Source organism: Mucilaginibacter sp. KACC 22063 (assembly GCF_028736115.1).
Lineage (GTDB): Bacteria > Bacteroidota > Bacteroidia > Sphingobacteriales > Sphingobacteriaceae > Mucilaginibacter.
This window is the reverse complement of record NZ_CP117877.1, coordinates 3,862,662-3,885,484: the sequence shown is the minus strand read 5'-3', so window position 1 is coordinate 3,885,484 and position 22,823 is coordinate 3,862,662. Positions and strand designations below refer to the sequence as shown.

Annotated in this window: 18 protein-coding genes; 6 read left to right on the top strand and 12 right to left on the bottom strand. The window is 42.0% G+C overall.

The window, feature by feature from the left end; all coding sequences use genetic code 11:
- Positions 1-32: 32 nt before the first annotated feature.
- From PQ461_RS16795 to PQ461_RS16775, 5 genes are all read right to left on the bottom strand, one after another.
- Entirely contained in the window at positions 33-1,817 is a 1,785-nt protein-coding gene (locus tag PQ461_RS16795) for a hypothetical protein (RefSeq protein WP_274206693.1), read from the bottom strand.
- A gap of 1 nt (position 1,818) precedes the next feature.
- Positions 1,819-3,948 (bottom strand): DUF4175 family protein, encoded by a 2,130-nt coding sequence (locus tag PQ461_RS16790; protein ID WP_274206692.1) that lies wholly within the window; start codon positions 3,946-3,948, stop codon positions 1,819-1,821.
- Positions 3,941-5,464 (bottom strand): BatA domain-containing protein, encoded by a 1,524-nt coding sequence (locus PQ461_RS16785; RefSeq protein WP_274206691.1) that lies wholly within the window; start codon positions 5,462-5,464, stop codon positions 3,941-3,943. The genes PQ461_RS16790 and PQ461_RS16785 overlap by 8 nt, the downstream gene beginning before the upstream one ends.
- 113 nt (positions 5,465-5,577) lie before the next feature.
- A complete protein-coding gene (locus PQ461_RS16780) occupies positions 5,578-6,450 on the bottom strand; it encodes a DUF58 domain-containing protein (RefSeq protein WP_274206690.1) in 873 nt (290 codons plus the stop codon).
- Between the two features lie 176 nt (positions 6,451-6,626).
- Entirely contained in the window at positions 6,627-7,622 is a 996-nt protein-coding gene (locus PQ461_RS16775) for an AAA family ATPase (RefSeq protein WP_274206689.1), read from the bottom strand.
- A gap of 177 nt (positions 7,623-7,799) precedes the next feature.
- Between PQ461_RS16775 and PQ461_RS16770 the strand changes: the two genes are divergently transcribed.
- The 3 genes from PQ461_RS16770 (at position 7,800) to PQ461_RS16760 (ending at position 10,169) form a co-directional block, all read left to right on the top strand.
- Positions 7,800-8,426, top strand: a complete 627-nt coding sequence (locus PQ461_RS16770; RefSeq protein ID WP_274206688.1) for a DUF4159 domain-containing protein — start codon at positions 7,800-7,802, stop codon at positions 8,424-8,426.
- Between the two features lie 56 nt (positions 8,427-8,482).
- Positions 8,483-9,031, top strand: a complete 549-nt coding sequence (gene msrA, locus PQ461_RS16765; protein ID WP_274206687.1) for a peptide-methionine (S)-S-oxide reductase MsrA — start codon at positions 8,483-8,485, stop codon at positions 9,029-9,031.
- Positions 9,032-9,356: 325 nt separating this feature from the next.
- On the top strand, positions 9,357-10,169 hold the full coding sequence (locus PQ461_RS16760; protein WP_274206686.1) for a 5'-nucleotidase, lipoprotein e(P4) family: 813 nt from the start codon (positions 9,357-9,359) through the stop codon (positions 10,167-10,169).
- 86 nt (positions 10,170-10,255) lie between these two features.
- On the opposite strand, the gene PQ461_RS16755 is transcribed toward PQ461_RS16760, so the two are convergent.
- Positions 10,256-10,780, bottom strand: coding sequence for a hypothetical protein (locus tag PQ461_RS16755; RefSeq protein WP_274206685.1), 525 nt, complete (start codon positions 10,778-10,780; stop codon positions 10,256-10,258).
- Between the two features lie 116 nt (positions 10,781-10,896).
- On the opposite strand from PQ461_RS16755, the gene PQ461_RS16750 reads away from it, so the two are divergent.
- Positions 10,897-13,605, top strand: coding sequence for a DNA gyrase/topoisomerase IV subunit A (locus PQ461_RS16750; protein WP_274206684.1), 2,709 nt, complete (start codon positions 10,897-10,899; stop codon positions 13,603-13,605).
- Positions 13,606-13,742: 137 nt separating this feature from the next.
- On the opposite strand, the gene PQ461_RS16745 is transcribed toward PQ461_RS16750, so the two are convergent.
- From PQ461_RS16745 to PQ461_RS16720, 6 genes are all read right to left on the bottom strand, one after another.
- A complete protein-coding gene (locus PQ461_RS16745; protein WP_274206683.1) occupies positions 13,743-14,501 on the bottom strand; it encodes a class I SAM-dependent methyltransferase in 759 nt (252 codons plus the stop codon).
- Between the two features lie 64 nt (positions 14,502-14,565).
- Positions 14,566-15,432 (bottom strand): aldose 1-epimerase family protein, encoded by an 867-nt coding sequence (locus PQ461_RS16740; RefSeq protein ID WP_274206682.1) that lies wholly within the window; start codon positions 15,430-15,432, stop codon positions 14,566-14,568.
- A 71-nt stretch (positions 15,433-15,503) separates the two neighbouring features.
- On the bottom strand, positions 15,504-15,740 hold the full coding sequence (locus tag PQ461_RS16735) for a hypothetical protein (RefSeq protein ID WP_274206681.1): 237 nt from the start codon (positions 15,738-15,740) through the stop codon (positions 15,504-15,506).
- A gap of 200 nt (positions 15,741-15,940) precedes the next feature.
- Positions 15,941-16,378 carry a DUF983 domain-containing protein gene (locus tag PQ461_RS16730; RefSeq protein ID WP_274206680.1) on the bottom strand — a complete coding sequence of 146 codons (438 nt, stop codon included), beginning with the start codon at positions 16,376-16,378 and terminating at the stop codon, positions 15,941-15,943.
- A 1-nt stretch (position 16,379) separates the two neighbouring features.
- Positions 16,380-17,258: an AraC family transcriptional regulator gene (locus tag PQ461_RS16725; protein ID WP_274206679.1), complete on the bottom strand. Its 879-nt coding sequence runs from the start codon at positions 17,256-17,258 to the stop codon at positions 16,380-16,382.
- Positions 17,259-17,340: 82 nt separating this feature from the next.
- Positions 17,341-19,743 carry a tetratricopeptide repeat protein gene (locus tag PQ461_RS16720; protein ID WP_274206678.1) on the bottom strand — a complete coding sequence of 801 codons (2,403 nt, stop codon included), beginning with the start codon at positions 19,741-19,743 and terminating at the stop codon, positions 17,341-17,343.
- Between the two features lie 533 nt (positions 19,744-20,276).
- On the opposite strand from PQ461_RS16720, the gene PQ461_RS16715 reads away from it, so the two are divergent.
- Positions 20,277-20,792, top strand: a complete 516-nt coding sequence (locus PQ461_RS16715) for a hypothetical protein (RefSeq protein ID WP_274206677.1) — start codon at positions 20,277-20,279, stop codon at positions 20,790-20,792.
- A gap of 154 nt (positions 20,793-20,946) precedes the next feature.
- Positions 20,947-22,818: a DNA topoisomerase IV subunit B gene (locus PQ461_RS16710; RefSeq protein ID WP_274206676.1), complete on the top strand. Its 1,872-nt coding sequence runs from the start codon at positions 20,947-20,949 to the stop codon at positions 22,816-22,818.
- Positions 22,819-22,823: the final 5 nt, after the last annotated feature.

Sequence of the window (22,823 nt, the reverse complement as noted above, 5' to 3'; positions counted from 1 at the left end):
CTTTGTTTATAGTAGTTTAATTAAGTTATTGCTTATGATAGAAATTTGGCTTCGATCCATAAAAAGAGCAGCGAAGCCATCAGCAGCACATAAAAATAGATTTTAGGCACTTCAATCTGCACTTTTTGATGTATTTGTTTTGTTACAGTTAATTGATTGTTAAATCTGGCGGCATAAGCTTTAGTATCATTAATCTGTTTTGATTGTCGAAGCGCAAGCCATTCATTGGCGGGATAAACAAACCACCATTTTTCGGCGCCATTAACCTGTTGTGCATGCTGCCAGCCGGCATGTTGCGGCCAGTAATCTACCTGTGTTGCATATGGTAACGAAGGTACAGCGGCGGTAGCAGCAGTAGATTGATTTACTTTAACTGAAGAATTGGGGGCAGCGCTTTCCAGTTGAAGTTTTACATGGTCATTAACAGTTGGTACAGGCGTTTTAACCACCCATTGACCGTTGGTTATGTTGCTTTTGGCAGCCTTTGAGATCATTAACGACCATAGCAAAGTATAATCGGTTTCATCGCCGCCAAGCATAAGGCTATGGGTATTGTTTAAGGTGGTGAACACAACCTTGCCGCTTCCTGCAAGACCTATAGCGGTTACTGCATGGTTCTGTGTGTCGGTAATTAATGGCTGAGTAAGGTTCTGCGTGCTAATGTAAACAGGGTCAATCATTAACTTGGCAGTTGGTGCATTGTGCCCCTGTACTTTTAAAGCGGTGATCAGCTGGCCTTGCGATGCTGTTTTTACAGCCGGGAAACTACGCTGCAACCAAAAGCTCGAGCTTGCGGTGCTATCGGCACGAACAATAATGCCTAATCCTTTTTGCTCAACTTCCTGCTTTAAAGCAAAGGCTTCATTTGGCGCCATTGTTTTCAGCAGGTCGAGGTCGCTAAGCAGCACATCAAATTTACTTAGAATAGCAGGGGTTAAATGTTGCAGTGATTGCTGTTCGACGTTTACAAAGTCCTGGCTGAACTTGTCTTTACTGATCATGTTTCGCACGGCAACGCCATAACCATGTGTGCTTAGCCAGTTCTTCAGAAAGTTGTTTTCAAAATCCGGAGCCGATGCCAGTATTAATACTTTTAAAGGCTTTACTGTATTTAATTCTATAGGAAGGCTTTCGTTTTCCAATGTGTCTGCATCACGGATGGCTAATAACCTGAACACCGACCGGCCAGTATTTTTTGGTGTAGCCGACAGATCAAAAAGATTTTTGCCTTTATTGATAACGGTGGAATCAAGCGTGGTACCCAATCCTTTTAATATTAACTTAACTGGTTGCCCTGCATTATTGTAGGTTCCCTGCACGTGCAGCTGGTCGCCGGAGTTTAAATTGGTGCTCCAGCTTACAGAAATAATCCCATTGGGCGGATCTACTGTATGGAATGACAAAGGGAGATTGTTTAATTGCTTAAGCTGATATTCGTTTAAGCCATAGCCAAAAACATGCAGTTTGTTAATGGAAGGTCTAACTGTGGATATCTCCGATAAATCGCTGATCAGTGTTGCTTTCGGATAAGTTTTTTTTACAGACTTATCTAACGTAAATACGCGCAAGTTTTTATAATCGGCAATGCTATCTGCGTTAAATCCATTGGTTAATAAAACAGCCGATTTTTTATCATTTACGTCGATTTTGCCATTGTAACTTACAGGCAGTATAATGCAGGCCAAAGCGAGTATTGCTACTAATATAGCGATTACACGCAGCCATAAGTGTGCTTTGTTTTCGCGATGAACCTCTCGCCAGATACTGATAACCGCAACGAGCACACAAACAATGTATATGATATATTGCTGTTTCATGTTACCTGTTGCTACGGTTTAAGTTTTTAAAATAGCTTTGCGCCAGGCCAATATCTGCGCTTGTTGAAGGGCTTGGCATCGGCTTGTTTTGAGGCAAAGCACGTTGTATGGCTTTTTCAACGAGACTGATGTTTTTATCCCCTGCATTGCCGCCTTTTTCAATTATTTTTCGAAGCGCCGCCACGGCTGGCAGATAAGCATTAGGTTGTGCTGATGCTTTTGCGCTCAGTTGCTGCCCTGCCAGTTGAAGGATATGCTGGTCGGCAGTAGCAAGTTTTGAGTCAGTCTTTAACTGCTCTAAAATCACCACTGCTTTTTTCAGATTTATAAACTGATCATCAGGGCGTTTAACATCCTGCTTGTTCACAGTTTCGGTGATCTTGGTCAAGTCGCCGCTCAGGCGTTTTTCCATTTTCAATGGCGGCGGGTTATAACCTGTTTTAGCAACATAAGACCGTGATTTTTGCTGCAAATCTTTAAGCAAGCGTAGCGCCTTATACTCAAAAGGCAAAGCATCTTCCGGCTTGTACATGCGCAGATGCAGCTCTGCCTTCCACATTTCTGTTAAGGTCGCTTTTAGCTGTGCCTTTACAGTCGGCTCTAAAAATGTGGCATCCTCGGCGTTGTCATGCTTGTCGGTATAGGCATCCATTACCATAGCGGCGTTTCCAAAGTTTTCGGCTTTACCAAGCTCGTCATTCTTGCTTTCACCAATGTCTGATTCGTCCTCTTCTCCTAAAAATTTACCGTAACGTAATCGAAGTAGTTTCTGGTCGGATCCCAATTCATTACTACGGCGGTTAAATTCTTCCTTGCTGATGCTGTCGCGATCGTGCAAAAGTTTTTGCGAATCGATGATGATCTGCCTTTCACTGCGGAAAAATTCGGGTTTTACATTCGCCGCCGAAACAATGCCATCCATGCTGAGCAATTGTGCCGTATCTTGGATCGAAACAATATATACATCGGTACGGCTCGGCTGATTGTGCGTATCGTTGGCAGAAACGTAGAAATATAATTCATCACCAGGCTCCATTTTTAATGAGGGTAGGTCGATCTGTTTTTTGACTTCGTATTGTTTGCTATGCGTTGCAAACGATTCATTAAAGTTGATCTTGTATTCTTTAAACTTTACAGCTTCGCCCTGGCCTTTGGCAACTGTAGCATTGATAATAGCATTCTCGATACCATAGTCGTCGGTTAATGAGACCGTAACATTTATCATCGGTTTCTCGCCTGCATCAATATGCGTATACTGCTTTGGGGTTTTAATTTTGATAACCGGGGGGGCATCTTTAATCACCTGTACAGGGTAAAGGTCTGATAACTTGCCATCGATATTTACCTGATAAAAGCCGGGTTTGCTGATTGTTTTTTGCACCTGCCACTTTGAATGGCTGCCAGATGGCCGCATGGCAAGCGATTCGTGCTCGTTAAAAATGAGCGTTACCTTTTTAACATCAATATTGGTTTTGATGTTCCAGCTTACAAATGCGCCTTCCTCCACATCAAGTGTAAAGCGGTCCTGCTTACGCGGAGATTTACGTGTATAAGCGGGTGGGGTAATCGTTAATTCGGCAGCGCTTATAGCTGGCAGTATTTTTTCAGGAGGCAAATGTTTAGCATTTACTGCTGAGTTGCCTTTCACTAAGTTTGTTAATGAGTGATTGAAGCTTTGGGGAAGCCGTGTAATGATAAAGCTTAATACCAATGCCGCTAAGATCCATATGACAGCTGCTTTTAAACGCTTACTGAACTGGCTTGGTGTTGATGGCACTTGCTGAAGTGCGCTTTCTACCTTGCTGAGTTGTAATTGCTCAAGCAGGTTGAGGCTGCCGGTAGGTTTAGTTACCAGATCGCTGCTTTCCTGAAGTTCGGGGTAGGTTTGGTTTAAAAAATTAATTACAGATTGTGATGTAACCTGCCACGGGCGGCGTATTGAGCTAATAGCAATGAACAACGCGACAAAGATCAGTATTGCCCATAAAGCAGAGGCATTGCCCACAAAATGAAGAATGCTGCCTGCAATAAGGGCAACCGCTAAAGCAAATAATGCATCTGCCGCAACTTGGTAGCCAATCCATCTTTGCTGTAAAGATTTGATCTTATGTATGCCTTGTTGTTCAGCCATTGCCTGCTATTTTATTTTTTGTTGCCAGCCACCTTTCGGCTATAAATGTTACCGCCAATAGTAGCCATAAGTAAATGCTCAGATCTTTCTGAACGCTGACTTTGCTGCCCACAGTATGATTTTCAGCTATTCTAACGGGCTGCATTTGTTCAGGACTCATACTGCGACGGTCATGCTTGTCTGGTAAAGATCCTGCTTTGTTGGTCAGTAGCTCAAGCATCCATTTAGGGAAACTGCCATTCCACACCAGGTCGTTCCAGGTAGGGTTAAAATGAGTGAAGAAGCGATAAACTTCGGCGTTGTCCTGTTGCTCTTTGCTTAGCACGGGGCGCCCAAAGCCATCGCGCCACAACACTTCGCCTTTTGTTTGATTGTTATTGATGCGTTTAAATATTGATAACTGATCAGAGCCATTAGGTAGCGATAAATTATTTATTGCACTGATAGTTGTATTTGTTGATTCTGTTTTACCTGTTTGATAGGCAAATACCCTTGTTGGCTTTTTTATTAAACGCGCCGCATACGGACGATCAGAGAGCCAGAATACCCAGCTTAGACCAACTGGTATGGCATTAGGGCTATTATACTGCTTAACTATAGCTTTGCGATGGCTGAACTGAACAAAAGCATCAAGCGATGCTTTTAGGTAATTGGCATCGGCTACATATTTGTCGTTATAAATGGCAATGCGTAACGTGGAAGTGTCCACATTAACAGCTTTTGACTGACTGTCTTTTAATGAAACCTTTGGTTGCCCATCATTAACAGAAATGTTGAATTGCGAATCTCCTTTGTCAGCTTGAATATCATTGTATGTAAAATTGGTACTGTTGGTAGTGCTTTTGCCCGTTACGATCCGAATGGTATTATTATTGGTGAACCAGGCACTTTGTATCCAGTTGTCAGTTGAATCGATAGGTGTGTAAGTTTTCCAACTAAGGTTGTAGCCAATTTGCGGCCGCTCTCCACCAAAATGATTGATGGTGTTTTCGGTAAAGAGGTAAATTGGCATGTCGCTGGCAATCCGGTTATCTAACTGATTTAGCAACCCCCAATATTGTGAAGGCTGTTGTAAGGTGGTATCAATACTTTTTAGGTTTTTAGTTTCGGTCAGAAGTTTTTTTAAGTCAGCTTTTGCAAATCCGTTGTTAAAGTAATGAAATTCGTAACCGGCTTTAATCAGTGAATCTACCGTTGGTTTATAATGCAGATAAGTTTGGCTGAACTGCTCTTTAGGGATAAGTACCCAGCCATTTGTTTTAGCAGCCTGAATGCGCTTTTGTAAAAAAGGCAGGGCTAAAATAAGTGCAAGTAAGATCAATAACAAGCAGCGTAGCAATAGCAAGGGGATGTCAAGCAGTTTAAAGCTGCGGCTGTTTCTGCACGATGCTGCTTGTATCAGTGCTGTACTGCCTACTTTAAGCACCTTACCCGGCCGGATATTCCACAGGTGTATCACCACCGGAATGATAACGGCGGCAGCTGCGAATAGCCATATGGGATTTAGAAATTGCATATAGCCCCCTCTAAATCTCCCCCGGTAGGGAAGACTGCATTAATGCTTATATGTAAATTTTTTATGTTCACTCTTATTTTAAAGCCCTCCCTGCCAGGGAGGGTTCGGGAGGGCTACCCCTTCTTTCTCCTTAGTAAAAATTCGCGCAAAGCTTCATCAAGCGGATGCGATGTGTTTATTAACTTGTAAACAATGTGCTTACCAAGCAATTGCATCCTGATATCCTCCAGGTATTGTTCTAACTTTTCTTTATATATTTTTTTTGCTTGTAACGTATCTATTTCAATGGTTTCGCCGGTTTCCAAATCTTCAAGTGCCGTATAGCCTTTAAAATCGAAGTCAAGCTCGTTTTGTCCCATCAGGTGAAAGACGATCACTTCGTGGCGTAAGGCAGCTAACGAATCAAGCAGTTTATAGATCTCGTCGCGGCTTTGGTACATGTCGGTAATAAAGACCAATAACTCCCTGCGGCTTGATCCAAACAACTCTTTATAATGCGCTGGCTGCGTAAATTTTCCTTCCGGCTGAATATGATCTAACTGATGGTAAATGCGCTGTAAATGCTGAGGGTCTGCTTTTGAAGCAAGCGAGAACAGTCCGCCATCTTTAAATACATATAACCCCGCTGCATCGCCCTGAATGTTTACGAGATAAGCAAGCGATGCCGCCAGCCATTTGGCATAATCGATCTTTTTTATTGCGCCATCCATGTGGTTCATGGATGCGCTGGCATCAACCAGGAAACGGACCGCAATACTGGTTTCTATTTCAGATTCGCGGATGTAGTATCTGTCAGACCGTGCAAACATGCGCCAGTCGAGCGACCGCAGGTCATCACCCGGCTGGTAGCTGCGGTATTGGCTAAACTCCATTCCCGGGCCTTTGATCGTACTTTTGTTGAACCCGTTCATAAAGCCATCAATAACCGTTTTCGCCAGTAAAGGCAAATTCTTAATGGTCATTAATACTTTCGGATCGAGTTGCATTTATTTGTTTTCTGTTGCGGGTTATCTGCGTTCTGTTTTCAGTTGTAAATCGGGGGATTGCTTCGTGCCTCGCAATGACGGTTTTTAGATTTTGTCTCTGTTAATATGCCTCACCCCACCCTCTCCAAAGGAGAGGGCTTCAAAAGATTTTTAATTTTCTTGTATCTTGATTCTATTTACAAGGCTTTAGGGCGTTCAACTAATTTCAGCAATTCTAAAGTGGCATGGTCTGATGTTAACCCTTCGGCTTCTGCTTTAAAGTTCATTAATATGCGGTGACGCAGTACTGGCACAGCCATGGCGTGGATGTCTTCCATAATTACAGCGTATCGGCCTTTCAGCAAAGCGCGTGCTTTAGCGGTAAGAATTAGCGCTTGACCGGCACGCGGACCTGCTCCCCAGCGCACCCATTCTTTCACATAATCATGCTGCGTAGTATCAGGGCGTGTAGCACGGATCAGCTGACTCACATAACGCACCAGTTCTTCACTTATAGTAACCTGGCGTACCAATGCCTGGGCTTGTTTAATGTCTTCGGCGGTTACAACGGGCTGCACCTCGGCTTTTTTAGTACCGGTTGTACGGTTTAAAACTTCAAATTCTTCCTGCTCAGTTGGGTAGCCAATTTTTACCAGCAGCAGAAAACGGTCTAGCTGTGCTTCGGGAAGGGGATAGGTGCCCGCCTGCTCAATAGGGTTTTGTGTAGCAAGTATAAAGAAAGGCTTCTCAAGCGGATAGGTCTGCCCGCCGTAGGTTACCTCAAACTCCTGCATGGCTTCGAGCAATGCTGACTGTGTTTTGGGTGGCGTACGGTTAATCTCGTCGGCAAGAATAATATTTGCAAAGAGTGGCCCTTTGTTAAACTTAAAAAAGCGTTTGCCTGTAGCATGGTCTTCTTCCAGTATTTCGGTACCGATAATGTCTGTAGGCATCAGGTCTGGGGTAAACTGTATACGCCTGAAGGCTAAGTGCAGCGCCTGCGACATGGTTCTTACCATTAATGTTTTAGCTAGTCCCGGCACGCCCTCAAGCAGGCAATGGCCGCCAGCTAAAAAAGCTACCAGCAATTCGTCTAATATGGCATCCTGCCCAACAATAACCTTTTGTATCTCGCTTTTAAGCTGTGGCAATTTAGCCAGCAGTGTTTTTACGTCGCTTTCGGTAAGTTCCAAAACCTTATGAAGTTTAAATGTAACAGGTATTAATTTTTCACAAGATATTGTGCTTTTAATGTATTTACAACCTGTGGTTAACAAAAATTAAATAAAGTATCCAAAAAATTACAACCCACATAAGGTATTGTATGCTTTTCAAGAAATATTGTAGTTAATTTAGAGTTTTATACATAAATGTCTTTCGGTCGTAAGTTCACTTTTACAAGGTTAAGCTATCATTCTGGAGATTGGGATACTGATCAGCGCATGCCGGCTAATATCCTTAATTCGCTGCTGGAATATACCACCATTCCTATTGATACTAAGGAGAAGGTGGTGGCATTAAGCAGCCCCGATGTTTTTAACTATCCCTTTTGTTACCTGAGTGGCCATAAGTTGGTGCAATTTGATGAACAGGAACGCGCTAACTTTAAAAAGTACGTACAAAATGGCGGGTTTGTATTCGTTGACGACTGCAATCATGACATAGACGGGCTATTTGCGAAATCTTTTGAAGCGCAGATGACACAGCTGTTTGGGTCTAATGCTTTAAAGAAGATACCTAATAACCACCCTATATACAAAGCCTTCTTTACGTTTGAAAAGGGCCCTCCTAACACCTCTTTCGAGCTTAATGGCTGGGGCGATGACCTGGTGCATGACTACCTGAAGTCCATTGAAATTAACGGGCGCATTGCCGTTTTATATAGCAATAAGGATTATGGCTGCGAGTGGGATTACGATTTCCGCAACAAACGCTTCCTGGCTGAAGACAATACCAAGTTTGGCGTGAACATTGTAGTTTATGCTATGAGTTCATAGCAGCTCAAACTGATTTAGTATTCAACATAAAAGGAGGGCGGCAAAGCCGCTGATATATGAATTTACAAAAAGCAACTTTTGCAAGCGGATGTTTCTGGTGTACAGAAGCAATATATCAAACAGTTAACGGTGTTCATTCTGTAAAATCGGGGTATACCGGTGGTGAGCTGGAAAATCCAACTTATATGGAAATATGCAACGGTGATACGGGCCATGCGGAAGCTATTGAGTTAGAGTATGATGCCGATGTGATTAGTTATGAAGAATTGCTTTTAATCTTCTTTAAAACCCATAATCCTACTACACTTAACCGTCAGGGGAATGATGTGGGTACACAATACCGTTCAGCCATATTTTACCATAACGATGAGCAAAAACAAAAGGCAGAAGCGATGATCAAACAGCTTACCGACGAGCAAGTATTTGATAAACCTATCGTTACGCATATTGTACCCGCTGATACTTTTTATACTGCCGAAGATTATCACCAGAATTACTTTGTAGATAATACTTCAAAACCATATTGTGCATTCGTGATACAACCGAAGCTGAACAAGTTTGCAAAGGATTTTACGGATAAAATTAAGCCGGAGTTATTGCAATGATTTCAATGTTACTTTTCTTTGGTCGTCAAAGAAAAGTAACCAAAAGAAACTCGCCGCTGGTACCGCGGTCTTTGAATGTTTATGGTGTTTCAAGTTCTGTGTTGCCGCCCGCGCTAAGGCGGCATTTTAAGCTTACGTTCAGTTTCTGCGATCACTATAACATCTGATCATATTTATACACCATTTAACAAGGCCAAAGTCACGACTTTTTCTTTGGATACTTTCTTTTGGGAAGAAAAAGGAAGTATCATTGGTTTCTTCATTATTATTAAGGATGGTCAAAAAGATTTTAGCAATTTTGAACCGCTTTTAAGCTGTTCAAAATATGAAAAAACTTACGGCTCCTTTTATTATTTGTATCGCTGTTATATCGGCTTGTAGCACCAGGCATCAGGTTGCAACTCATATTTCTGCGAATGCTTCTATAGCGAACAATGGCAAGGTTTTAACTTCCTTATGGCAGCAGCGTGCGGCAGAATATAAGGCATTGTGTTTTCAGGCTTATAACATGGCTAAGTTTCGTATCGACGAAGCCGTTAAACAACAAGCCGGTAAGCCTTTAGCTGTAGTAACCGACATTGATGAAACCCTGTTAGATAACAGCCCGGAGGATGCCCGCGCTGCCATCAATAACGAAGACTTCAGCACCGCTAAATGGAAACACTGGACGGCACAATCGGCGGCTGATACGGTGCCTGGAGCGCCTGATTTTTTTAAGTATGCGGCCAGTAAAGGGGTAACGGTGTTTTACATCACCAACCGTGATGAAGATGAGCGCATCGGTACTTTAAAAAATCTGCAAAAATTTAACTTGCCTAATGCCGATGATGCGCACCTTTTATTAAAAGGGCAATCGTCAAGTAAAGAGGACCGCCGCCAACAGGTTTTAGCTAATTACAATATTGTATTGCTTTGCGGCGATAACCTGGCCGATTTTGATGCATTATATGATAATCGACCTGCTGAAGATAAACGCGAAGCAACAACAGAGCTGTTAAAACAAAAGTTTGGCAGCAAATACATTGTATTACCAAATCCGACATACGGTGATTGGGAAGGCGCTTTGTATAACTTCAATTACAAACTTACCCCTGCGCAAAAAGACTCAGTTATAAAAGCGAAGCTAAAGGTAAATTAAGAAAAGAGTTTTTGTCATTTCGAACGCATGTGAGAAATCTGTAGTTCAAGAAGATTTCTCGTTGCCACTCGAAATGAACTGTGAAACTACTTCCCTTTAGGGAAACGCATCATATACTCATCAATACGTGTTATTTTTCCGTTGCTTAAAATATTGTTGTCAGTATATCTTACAGAATCGGCATGGCCGTTTTTGTCAACCCAGTACTGAGTATACCAGGTAGTAACCACTTCCTGCGTTTTAGCCTTGTTAATGAGCGACTGCCAGTAGTTTACCGTAATTTTAACAGATTTGTTGGTACCTAACTGCTGTTGTATGTTTTTCTGCAACTGATCTACAGAACCGGCAATATGCACACCGTCTTTATTGATCACGATATTTTTGGCAAAGTATTTCCTGAAAGCAGCAGTATCTAACTTTTCTTCGGCTTTAAGGGCGCTAAGGGCTACAAGCGCATTTTCCGGCTTAGGGTTTACCTCCCAATTATAAGTACTGTCAACCACGTAAGGGTATTTTACAGTGTCGGGTAAAGCCAGGTTTATTTTTTTTACTTCAGATTTACAGGCTACTAATAAAAGCGGCAACGCTAACAGTATGAGGGCTTTTTTCATTTCGGGTAAATTGATTATTTGCTTACGCAAGGTATTAATGTTATCCATAACAACTGTCAGGGGCGTCTAATATTAAGCGTTCTGCTTATATTTACAAATCCGAATTGTATTTAAGAATGAGTGAAGATTTGACCCCGGAAGATTTCCCTGTCTCTGGTAATGAAGATACTAATATGCATAATGCCATTTCGCTGGATGGTTTGTACGAGAACTGGTTTCTGGATTATGCATCATACGTAATATTAGACCGTGCCGTTCCGCATATCAATGATGGATTAAAGCCCGTTCAGCGACGCATTTTGCACTCGTTGAAAGAGATGGACGACGGACGCTTTAATAAAGCAGCAAACGTTATTGGTAATACCATGAAGTATCACCCGCATGGTGATGCCTCCATTGGAGATGCTATGGTGCAGATAGGGCAAAAGAACCTGCTGATTGACTGCCAGGGTAACTGGGGTGACCCGGTTACGGGCGACTCGGCTGCTGCGCCGCGTTATATCGAAGCGCGCTTATCTAAGTTTGCCAGTGAGGTGGTTTTCAATCCGGACACCACAGAGTGGCAGGCCAGTTATGATGGGCGTAATAAAGAGCCGATCACTCTACCTGTTAAGTTTCCGCTACTGCTTGCCCAGGGTGCCGATGGTATTGCGGTAGGCCTGGCCACTAAGATTATGCCGCATAACTTTATTGAGCTGATTGATGCATCGATAGAAGTTTTACGTGGTAATCGCTCTAATCTGATGCCCGATTTCCCGACCGGTGGTATGGCTGATACTTCTGCCTATAACGAAGGGCAGCGTGGCGGTAAGGTACGCGTGCGTGCCAAGATACTTGAGCGCGATAAAAAAACGCTGGCTATAACAGAAATTCCGTTCACTACCACAACCGGCGGATTGATTGATAGCGTAATATCAGCAAATGATAAGGGTAAGATCAAGATCAAGAAAATTGAGGATAATACCGCTCAAAACGTAGAGATTGTGGTGCATCTTGCTCCGGGTATCTCTCCGGATGTTACCATTGATGCCCTTTACGCCTTTACGGATTGTGAGGTTTCCATATCACCCAATACCTGTGTAATTAAGGATGATAAGCCACACTTTATGAGTGTGAACGACATCCTGACTGAAAGTACGCTGTTTACCAAAGATTTGTTAAAACAGGAGCTGGAGATCAGGCTGAAAGAATTACAGGAAAAAATATTCTTCAGCTCGCTGCTTAAGATTTTCATCCAGGAAGGCATGTACAAAAATCCTGATTATGAAAATTCAGGAAATTTTGATGCTGTGGTTGAGGTATTGAATAAATTGTTCGAGCCGTTCTTTGATCAATTTTATCGTGCGATCTTGCCTGAAGATTACAAGCGACTGATAGATAAGCCAATGAGTAGTATCACCCGCTTTGATGTTAAAAAAGCGGATGAGCAGATGAAGGCGCTTGAAGATGAAATAAAAGTAGTAAGAAATCATTTAAAACATCTTACTGATTATGCCATTGCCTGGTTTGAAAAGCTGAGAGAGAAATATGGCAAAGGCCGCGAACGTAAGACTGAACTACGCACATTTGACAGGGTAGAGGCAGCCCAGGTTGCCTTAGCTAACGTAAAACTGTACGTTAATCGTGAGGATGGATTTATTGGTACAGGCCTGCGTAAAGATGAATTTGTATGTGATTGCTCCGACATTGACGAGATCATTGTTTTCCGCAGTGATGGCCGTTGTATTATTACCAAGGTACAGGATAAGGTATTTGTGGGTAAGGATATTATCCATGCTGCGGTGTTTAAGAAGAACGATGAGCGCACCATCTACAACATGATCTATAAAGATGGCCAAAGTGGTGTGTCATACATTAAGCGCTTTGCCGTAGCCGGTGTAACCAGGGATAAAGAATATGACCTTACCAAAGGCAGCAAGGGATCAAAAGTGCTTTACTTTAGTGCAAATCCTAATGGTGAGGCCGAAGTAGTCAACATCCAGTTAAAACCGCATTCTAAATTAAAGAAGCTGCAATTTGACGAGGACTTTGCCGAGATCGCGATTAAAGGCCGTGGTAGTATGGGTAATATCGTTACTAAATACCCGGTTAAAAAGATCGTGCTGAAAAGCAAAGGTGTATCAACATTGGCAGGACGTAAAATATGGTACGATGATGTATTACGCAGGTTGAATGCTGATGGGCGTGGGACTTACCTGGGTGAGTTTGATGGCGAAGACCGGATACTTACCGTAATGTCGAACGGTATTTACGAGTTAACCAGTTTTGATCTCAATAACCACTTTGATGATAAGATGATCCTGATCGAAAAGTACAATGCTGAAAAGGTTTATTCGGTTGTGCATTTCGATGGTAAGTCTAAAAATTACATGGTTAAGCGCTTCATGTTTGAAAACACCGCCATTGGCCGTCAGACCTCAATTATCAGCGAAGAAAGTGGCTCTAAACTGATACTGATTTCTGGAGCAGCACAACCAGTTGTAAAAGTAGAACAGCTTAAAGGTAAGTCGGAAGTTAAAGAATTGGTAGAGCTTAACCTTGCTGATCTGATTGACGTGAAAGGCATGAAAGCCATGGGGAACCGCTTGTCTGCCCATACAGTGCAAACAGTTGAACTGATTGCGGAACATGATGATCCGGAAGACGTACCTGACCCGGCACCAGATTCAGTTGAAGATACCGAACCAACTGTTACATCAGTAGAAGCAAAACCAGAAGGTGATGTCCCTCCTGAAAAACAGGATGAAACAACAGACGAAAAGCCGGCAAAGAAGGTGGATTTAGAAATCACCAATCCTGATGATATACAGTTAGGGTTGTTTTAAGGATTATTCGCCCTTGTCATTCTGAACGAAGTGAAGAATCTGAAGTAAAATAACAAATTCTTTGTTTTATCAACATTTTAGATTCCTCACATACGTTCGGAATGACAAATTAATTGGCTATCGCAACTAAAAAATGCTTACACCCTGCCCGTATACACCATCGTATTATAGTGCAACGTAACCGTACTCTCAACCTGATATTGGTGAAACAGATCTTTTAAATCATTGGTGAAGCGGTTGCCATCGAGAGTATAAGGCAGGGGTGCATTAGATGATGAAAACGACCGCCCGATTAGTCCGGCCTGGTCGAAAACCTGTTGGTTAGGATAACTGGTGGTTTTATATTCTCCGTTAGCAAAGAAATCTTTCAGGCGTTGGCCGTTTAAAAGCCCGGCTTTTTCATCAGCGTCAATGGTATATTGGTCAACCAAATTCTTGTAAGCCACAGAAAATTCATCAGCATCAGGGTTCTTTACATTCCATAATAAGGCTACTGCGCCGTCAGGCTTCAGGATACGCTTAAATTCATCACGGGCTTGTTCAACATCAAACCAATGAAAAGCTGTTGCGCTGGTGATCAGATCAATACTGCCTGCAGGTAAATTAGTGTGTTCTGCCGTGCCTGCAACAGATGTTACGTTTGTGTATTGGCTCAGATGTTCCTCTGCTGCCATGCGCATCGGCTCGTTGGGTTCAACGGCAAATACACGATACACATGATTTAGCAGATACTTGGTAAAAATGCCCGTGCCTGATCCGATATCGGCAACTACAGATAATGAGGAAAGATTAAACTCGTCTATTAAAAAATCGATAGCCTGCTGCGGATAACCAGGACGATATTGTACATAATTTTCAACCCGATCAGAGAAGCGCTCTGTTGGTGCTGTGTTCATAAAGGCAAGTTTTAGTAATGAGTTAAGTTTAAACTTAAATTAAAGCTAATTATTGCCTTTAGGGTTATATACTTATATAGTAAGCTGCTTCAAAAACATGCCCGTAAACCAGCTTTTGTATCGCCTCTTTTTCTTTGATATCTACAGGTTTTCCTTCTGTATCGGCGCATCCCAGCCAGGGTTCTATACAAACAAAATCGGCACCGGGTTTAGCCCAAATACCCAGGTAATTAAAATGCGGAAATTCAACCGATAGGGTAGCAGGGTGCTTGTCGCTTTTGATGGTAACCATGCGCGACTTTAGATCTTTAAACACCAGTGCATCATCTTTAAAAAGATCATGGTTTAAATGCAGTTTGTTGCCATCCAAAGCAACCGGGCGGGTTTCGCCTGTAAAAAAGCCATCTGCCGATAGCATGTGTGTATGCAGATTTTCTGTGGTTTCAAACTCCAGGTAATAATCCTGGTAGTTACCCTCGCCATTAAAAGGGACATTGAATGCCGGATGACCGCCAACAGAAAAATAAATAGGCTGCTGATCATGATTGATGACCTTGTAAGTAACGCGCAATGCGTTATCAATCAAATCGTAAATGATCTGGAAGTTGAATTTATAAGGATAGGCGGATAATGTGTTTTCAGAGTACGGCAACGAAAATAAAGCATGTGTACGCGTCGCTTCCGAAAGTTTAAACTCCGAAGGGCGTGTAAAGCCATGACGTTGCATGGGATAGCTTTTACCATCAACGTGCAGTTGGTTATCTATCAGCCCGCCAACTACAGGGAATAGGTTGGGCGCATGCCAGCCCCATATTTTAGGATCGGCTTGCCATAAATGTTCAATGCCAGCCTGTTTGTTGTAAACAGAAACCATCTCGGCACCTTGGGAGCGGATACTAACCTTTAAAAATTCGTTTTCAATAACAGTCATGGCTAAGCTTGATTTATTGCTAAGATAACAATCACAACAATTTTGTTTACTGCAATATGTGGTTTTTAGTTTTAAATATGGATATGCTCCAGCTTATCGCAAAGTAAATTCATAGTTTTTTCATCCAATTTCCCGGTGTCTTTGCATACATGCAAAAATTTATGCTGATCAGGCTCAAAGCTGGCTACAAATTCATTGTTGTGATAAACTTCAAACTTGCAGTGTTCGCCGTTGTGGTGCAGGTAATCTGCTACTTCAAATTGCAGGGTATCTTTATTACGCTTAATCTCTATGCTGAATCGTTCCATTATTAGCATAACTTTTAAGCTGTTAAAAAGTTGCGGCTATATAAAAAATATAGCCGGTTAATTGCTAACCGGCTACAAAACTAAACGTAAACGCTGTAATAGCGCAAAAGGGGTGTTGATATCGTTATGCTAAATAACGTCATATCAACAGTTATTAGCAATACTCACTTGTGGGTAATTTAATAGCTACAGGTTTTATTTCAGGCAGCAGAAGATATTTCATCATGTGGTTTTGACCGGCGCGGATCATAATGAAGGCCAGGTGTTAACCAGTATAAAAGCACTACCCTTGAGTACCTGAAATTTATAGGCGATAATATAAATGCTACGCTTAACAATATAGCTGCATATAACCATGGCGATTCGCTGCCTGATAATATATAGGTGGCAACGGCCAGTGTAACCATTTCGGCTACATTTAACGCATAACTTACAAACATGGCCACATAAAAGTACCCCGGCTCAATTTCAAAGTGAAAACCACAATGCGGGCAGTCGGTATTCATTTTTTGTCCGCTAAAGCTGTACAAGCCGTTTGCAAACATGTTACCAACCCGGCATTTAGGGCATTTAGCGTGTAATGCTGCAGTAGATGCCGGAATTGTTGGGGCTGATTTGTCTAAACTTAGCGTTTTCATGTTATATGTTGTTTAATGCTTTTTTTCTGAATTCTTCCGGAGTAAGGCCAGCCTGCTTTTTGAAAAACTTGGTAAAATAGGAGTTGTCGGCAAAGTTCAGCTTGTCTGCAATCTCAGCTATGGTCAGGCTCATGTTTACCAGCAGGCGTTTGGCCTCAAGCGCTATACGGTTACGTATCATTTCCCCGGCTGGCATGCCCATTACATCATTACAAAGTGCATTTAAATGATTCGGAGTGATGTAAAGCAGTTCTGCATAATTTTTTGGCAGTTTCAGGTGAGTGAAATTTTGCTCAATCAGTTTCTGAAAATTGCGCAGCAAAGTATAGTTATAAGGAGTTACATGCTGGGGCTGGTTATCAAGGCACAACCTGCCTGTAGTAATAAACACCTGTAGCATCAATGCTTTAACCATGTCTATCGCCATGCGCTGTGGTGTTTCATTTTCTGCTATGATTTGCTCAAATAAATTGGTAAAATAATCATGCAGTTCTGCCGGTACCTCAATCACCCCTTGTTCTGCCAGGCCGCTAAAAAACGGAAACTGATCCAGGTAATCGGGTTTTAAAAGTAACGATTGGAAAAACGACACAGAGAAATTAATGACATAACCATCTACACTGCCTTTGAAAGCCCAGCTATGCACCTGCCCGGGTATCATAAAATAGATCTGAAAAGGGTTTACCTTAAATGTATGAAAGTCGATGGCATGTGAGCCGCTGCCTTCGGTAAAAAGGACAAGATGGTAAAAGTTATGCTTATGCGGTAAATAAAGATTTTTGTGTGTATCCAGGTATGGCGCAAACCTGCTGATCAGGATGTCGTCCTGTTTAAATTCAGAAAGCGTGCAAATATCATATACCGGAAAATCTTTTTTCATGATATACAAATATACCATGATTACCACTTACAGTTGTGGTGCTAAAACGTGTATGTATGGTACTATTTACTGATTAGGGTATTTAGTTGCAGAATTTGCGAATGGCGTCATAGGCTTCTTTCAGGCCCAGTTCCCCTGATTTACTCAGGTCATAGCAGCCATTATTTTTATCATTGAGGTACTTGATGCGTAATAACCCCCGCGATAGATAAACCGCCCGGTCCTTAGGGTCAATGGTAAGCGCCTGGGTATAATCAGTAAAGGCACCTTTAAAATCTTTGGTGGTAACTTTTAAATCGCCGCGCTTAATATAACCTGCCTTGGCATCGGGTTCAAGTTGTATGGTCATGTTAAAATCCAGCATGGCACCGCGGTAATCTTTAAGATAGTATTTTACCATGCCGCGATTGTAATAGGCATCGCCATTGCGTGGGTTAAAGTATAGCGCCGTATTATAGTCTTGCTCCGAGTTGATGGTATCTTTGAGGTTCATACGGGCCATGCCGCGTTTTACATAAATGTCCTCGTTGTTGGGTTCCAGTTCTATCGCCCTCGAAAAATCATCAAAAACGCCTGTTGAGTCGGGCATAATACTGCGTGCAAGTCCGCGCGCCATATAAATTTTAGCACTTTTCGGAAACTCATCAATGGCCTTGTCAAAGCTTTCCATTGCACCGCCAAAATCTTTATTAGCCACTTTAGCATTGGCGTAAAAGATCATATTATCTTCCGTTGTGCGTAATGACATGGCCTTGTTAAGGTCGGCAAAGGCTCCTTCAAAATCTTTATTATGCACGCGGGCATTGCCACGCCAGGTATAAGCTTCAAACGAGTTACTGTCAATCAAAATAGCACGGTCAAAATCAAGCAAGGCCTCGCGGGTATTTTGCATGGCATCGCGCAGTATACCGCGCCTCACATATAGATCGGCATTTTTAGGGTTTATCTTTAGCCCGGTATTAATCAGCTTAATAGCATCTGTATAATCCTTTGCAAGGGTAAGGGCAGTAGTTAGTTTTACATAGGCATCCATATTTTTCGGATCCATTTGTAGCACCTTTTCATAATCGGCAATGGCGCCGTTATAGTCCCTCAGCTTAACCTTGGCCATTGCCAGGTTAATATACACTTCAGAGTTTTGTGGCTTTAATGAAATGGCCTTGTTAAAGTCAGCAATGGCGCCACGATAATCCTGTAGGTCGCGTTTGGCTTTGCCACGCTCAAGGTAGGCATAATCGCTTGTGGGGTTAAGGTTTATGGCTGCTGTAAAATCAGCTAAAGAGCCTACCGTATCTTTAAGTGAATACTTGGCAGAGCCACGGATGATATAAGCCCTTTCAGACCTCGGATTAAATTTTATGATCGTATCGGCATCAGCAAAAGCACCATCGTAATCTTTGTTGCCAATGCGTAAGCCTGCGCGGTTTTGATAAGCCTCGATTAGCCTGGGATTAAGTTCAATGGCCTTATCAAAATCGGCCATTGCGCCGGTTTTGTCATTCACATTATTTTTAGCAATACCCCTGTATAAATAAAGTTCGGGGTTGTTGGGATTTAACTCCAGCGCTTTCGTAAAATCAGCTATGGCCCCTCTGTTATCTGCGGCATTGGTACGGGCGTTGCCCATGTAATGGTAGATCTCTGCAATATTGGGGTTTAAAACGGCGGCACGTTTATAATCTTCTATAGCTCCTGCATTATCATGAATGTTCATCTTGGCATTGGCTCTGTAAAGGAATGCTTCTGCCCGGTTAGGGTTTAACTGTATTGAACGCGTAAAGTCGGCTATTGCTGCTGTGTAGCGTTGTAATGTAGCTTCTGAATTTGCACGATAGTATAACAGGTCGGCATTATTAGGATTTAATTTAACTGCTATGTTGTAATCGGCTACAGCACCTATATTATCTTTAATGTTGGCTTTAGCCAAACCGCGATACATATACAATTCGTAATTCTTTGGTGTCAGTACGATAGCGTGGGTGAAATCAGCTATTGCACCTGCATTATCACCAATATTGGTTTTGGCATTTGCGCGGTAATGATACAGGTCGGCATTTTGCGGTTTCATGCTGATTGCCCTAGTATAGTCTTCAATGGCATTTACATAAGCCCTGTTATTGGCATGGGCGTTAGCACGGTAATAATAAGCATCGGCCATTTTAGGATTAAGTTCAAGCGCCTTAGTAAAATCCTCAACCGCAGCTTCATTCTCCTGTATGGCGGCATGCGCATTTGCGCGGTAAAAATAGATATCAGCTAAGTTCTTTGGGTTTAATGCAATAGCCTGCGTAAAGTCTTCAATGGCGCCTTTGTAATCTTTTTGGTTTACACGGGCATTGGCGCTCTGCACCAGCTGATCTGCTGTTTGGGTTTGTGCTAAAACATTTTGAGGTTTAAATATGGCAAGCATTAATATAATGCTTGTAAAAAACAAGAAGCGGCCACCTTTATATAAGAGCGTATGATGATAAACAAATGGCGTCATTAATAAATTATTTCTTGCATTTAATACGGGCAATTATTCAGGGCATTAAAATAATTATAAATGCATACATTATCTATTATCCCTGTAATTATTCGGGTTACTTGTTTAAGTAATACTAAAATGTGTATGCATTTTACAAATAGCAAAAATACGAGTAATAGCTTAAAAAAGGCGTTTGTTACACATACATTTTAAAAGCATCCTGTTATTATGAAGGGCTGGTGAAAAGAAGTAAATATTACTGTTATAAATTAAACCTTTTTAAGTTATAACCTTCTATAGGTTTTTACGTATATCACCATGCTGATATTTAACAGGTATCAGACATTTGATTATATATTAAAAATATTATCCGGTTATACGATTGTTCATCATCAATAATAGTAATGTAAATTATATACTATATTAGTGAGCATAATGTATTAACCTGTACCTTTGAGCAACCCTGATTAATGAAAGCTATTATTAGACAATCAAAACTTATTGTTGTCATAGTTGCTGCGCTGCTATGTCATCATCTGTCGTATGGGCAGATGAGATTTGTTCAAGTAAGCAAGCAATCAAGAGATTTCAACCGCACCGCGTCTGACGCCAGCGTTACCTTTACCCTTCCTGAAGGCTTTAAAGAAACAGTACCCGTTAACAGCGAAGAATTAACATATGATTATGCTATTGCCCTGCCAGATCATTCGGTTGAAATATGGTTTGCTGTTAAACCCTACAAAAGCATTACCCGTATTTACACCAACCCAGATTCGGCATACATCAGCCTTGGTAAAGAGCAGGTGAGCGCTTTTAGTGCCGATAACGCTTATTTTGTTCGTAATCTTACAGACCGCATACTTAACCAGTATAATGCCGATGTGGGTAAATCATATCTGTTAAACCTGAATGATTCGCCTGCTACAAAGCATTATAAATATGCTTTGATCATTACCCTGCAAAAAAATAAGGCAGGTGCCTTAATGGCTGTTTGCTTAACAAATGATAAAGGCCCCGATTTTTTCAAGGAGATTGACAAGGCTCGCAATTGCATTAAGTTTAAGTAAGCCTTACCCAATCCGGGTATACGTCATTTAATATTGTTAACTTTGTATATCAAGCGCCTGCACCCGCAGGCATGTTAATATCTTGATAAGTTAAATTGCAAGAAGACTTGCGTATGGCGTTATTTGCTTAACGTACTACGTATAACCCGATTTTATGGAAGTTAATTATAGTGAAGACAGTATACGCTCGCTCGACTGGAAAGAGCACATCCGCCTGCGCCCGGGTATGTATATCGGTAAGCTTGGTGATGGTTCTGCTTATGACGACGGTGTGTATGTATTGCTGAAAGAGATCGTAGATAACTCTATTGATGAGTTTGTAATGGGTGCCGGAAAGACCATCGATATTAATATGAGCGACCATAAGGTATCTGTACGCGATTATGGCCGCGGTATACCTTTAGGTAAGGTAATTGATTGCGTTTCAAAGATCAATACCGGTGGTAAGTACGATAGCAAGGCGTTTCAAAAGTCGGTAGGCTTAAACGGTGTGGGTACAAAAGCAGTAAATGCACTTTCCAGTGCATTTATCGTACAATCTTACCGTGACGGACGTACTAAAATAGCTGAGTTTACCAAAGGCGAGCTTGTACGTGATGAGCCTGAAAAGGAAACCACGCAGCGTAATGGTACTGCTATCAATTTTATCCCCGACGATTCCATTTTCCGCAACTACCGCTTTATACCCGAGTTTGTAGAAAACATGATCTGGAATTATGTTTTTCTGAATGCCGGGCTTACTGTAAACTTTAACGGACAAAAATATTTTTCGGAAAAAGGTTTGCATGACCTTTTGCTGCGTAATACCGATGCGGAAACCTTGCGTTACCCCATCATCCACCTTAAGGGTACGGATATAGAAATAGCCATGACCCACGGGCAGCAATACGGAGAGGAGTATTATTCATTTGTTAACGGCCAGCACACTACGCAGGGCGGTACGCACCAGGCAGCTTTCCGCGAAGCTGTTGTTAAAACCGTGCGGGAGTTTTATAAAAAGGAATTTGATGCGTCAGATGTTCGTGCTTCAATTGTAGGCGCCATTGCCATAAAAGTGCAGGAACCTGTTTTTGAGTCGCAGACCAAAACCAAGCTTGGCTCGCAAAATGTGGGGCCGGATGGGCCAACTGTACGCGGCTTTATTAATGATTTTGTTAAAACAGAACTTGATAATTACCTGCATAAGAACCAGGCAACTGCCGATGCGCTGTTAAAACGTATTTTACAATCAGAACGTGAGCGTAAAGATATAGCAGGTATAAAAAAACTGGCAAACGAACGTGCCAAAAAAGCATCATTACATAATCGTAAACTGCGCGATTGCAAGTTGCATTTCGAAGAAAACCACGAACGCCGCCGCGATACCACTTTGTTTATTACAGAAGGTGATTCGGCCAGCGGATCTATCACCAAATCGCGCGATGTAATGACACAGGCCGTTTTCAGCCTTAAAGGTAAACCGCTTAACTGCTTTGGGCTTACCAAAAAAGTGGTTTATGAAAACGAAGAGTTTAACCTGTTGCAGCACGCGCTGAACATTGAGGATGGATTAGATGGTTTGCGCTATAACAACATAGTAATAGCTACCGATGCCGATGTGGACGGTATGCACATCAGATTGCTGATGATGACCTTCTTCCTGCAGTTTTTCCCGGATCTTGTAAAGGCAGGGCATGTTTTTATTCTGCAAACACCGCTGTTCCGGGTGCGTAATAAGAAGGAAACCATTTATTGTTACAGTGACGAAGAGCGTCGTAATGCCATAGCCAAGTTAGGAAACAAACCAGAGATTACCCGTTTCAAAGGTTTGGGTGAGATATCGCCTGAGGAATTTGGTTTATTCATTGGTAAAGACATGCGCCTTGATCCGGTGATTTTAAAAGACGCCAACATTAAAGGATTGCTCGAATACTTTATGGGTAAAAATACCCCGACCCGTCAGCAGCATATCGTTCAAAACCTGCGTGTAGAAAAGGATGACGAAAACGTAAATCCGCTGATTGCACAAGAAGAAGTTGCTGCATAGTTAGA

Excerpts from the sequence above, each read along its gene's own strand:
- PQ461_RS16795 (WP_274206693.1), bottom strand. The coding sequence starts at position 1,817 with ATGAAACAGCAATATATCATATACATTGTTTGTGTGCTCGTTGCGGTT.
- PQ461_RS16790 (WP_274206692.1), bottom strand. The coding sequence starts at position 3,948 with ATGGCTGAACAACAAGGCATACATAAGATCAAATCTTTACAGCAAAGA.
- PQ461_RS16785 (WP_274206691.1), bottom strand. The coding sequence starts at position 5,464 with ATGCAATTTCTAAATCCCATATGGCTATTCGCAGCTGCCGCCGTTATC.
- PQ461_RS16780 (WP_274206690.1), bottom strand. The coding sequence starts at position 6,450 with ATGCAACTCGATCCGAAAGTATTAATGACCATTAAGAATTTGCCTTTA.
- PQ461_RS16770 (WP_274206688.1), top strand. The coding sequence starts at position 7,800 with ATGTCTTTCGGTCGTAAGTTCACTTTTACAAGGTTAAGCTATCATTCT.
- msrA (WP_274206687.1), top strand. The coding sequence starts at position 8,483 with ATGAATTTACAAAAAGCAACTTTTGCAAGCGGATGTTTCTGGTGTACA.
- PQ461_RS16760 (WP_274206686.1), top strand. The coding sequence starts at position 9,357 with ATGAAAAAACTTACGGCTCCTTTTATTATTTGTATCGCTGTTATATCG.
- PQ461_RS16755 (WP_274206685.1), bottom strand. The coding sequence starts at position 10,780 with ATGAAAAAAGCCCTCATACTGTTAGCGTTGCCGCTTTTATTAGTAGCC.
- PQ461_RS16750 (WP_274206684.1), top strand. The coding sequence starts at position 10,897 with ATGAGTGAAGATTTGACCCCGGAAGATTTCCCTGTCTCTGGTAATGAA.
- PQ461_RS16745 (WP_274206683.1), bottom strand. The coding sequence starts at position 14,501 with ATGAACACAGCACCAACAGAGCGCTTCTCTGATCGGGTTGAAAATTAT.
- PQ461_RS16740 (WP_274206682.1), bottom strand. The coding sequence starts at position 15,432 with ATGACTGTTATTGAAAACGAATTTTTAAAGGTTAGTATCCGCTCCCAA.
- PQ461_RS16735 (WP_274206681.1), bottom strand. The coding sequence starts at position 15,740 with ATGGAACGATTCAGCATAGAGATTAAGCGTAATAAAGATACCCTGCAA.
- PQ461_RS16730 (WP_274206680.1), bottom strand. The coding sequence starts at position 16,378 with ATGAAAACGCTAAGTTTAGACAAATCAGCCCCAACAATTCCGGCATCT.
- PQ461_RS16725 (WP_274206679.1), bottom strand. The coding sequence starts at position 17,258 with ATGAAAAAAGATTTTCCGGTATATGATATTTGCACGCTTTCTGAATTT.
- PQ461_RS16720 (WP_274206678.1), bottom strand. The coding sequence starts at position 19,743 with ATGACGCCATTTGTTTATCATCATACGCTCTTATATAAAGGTGGCCGC.
- PQ461_RS16715 (WP_274206677.1), top strand. The coding sequence starts at position 20,277 with ATGAGATTTGTTCAAGTAAGCAAGCAATCAAGAGATTTCAACCGCACC.
- PQ461_RS16710 (WP_274206676.1), top strand. The coding sequence starts at position 20,947 with ATGGAAGTTAATTATAGTGAAGACAGTATACGCTCGCTCGACTGGAAA.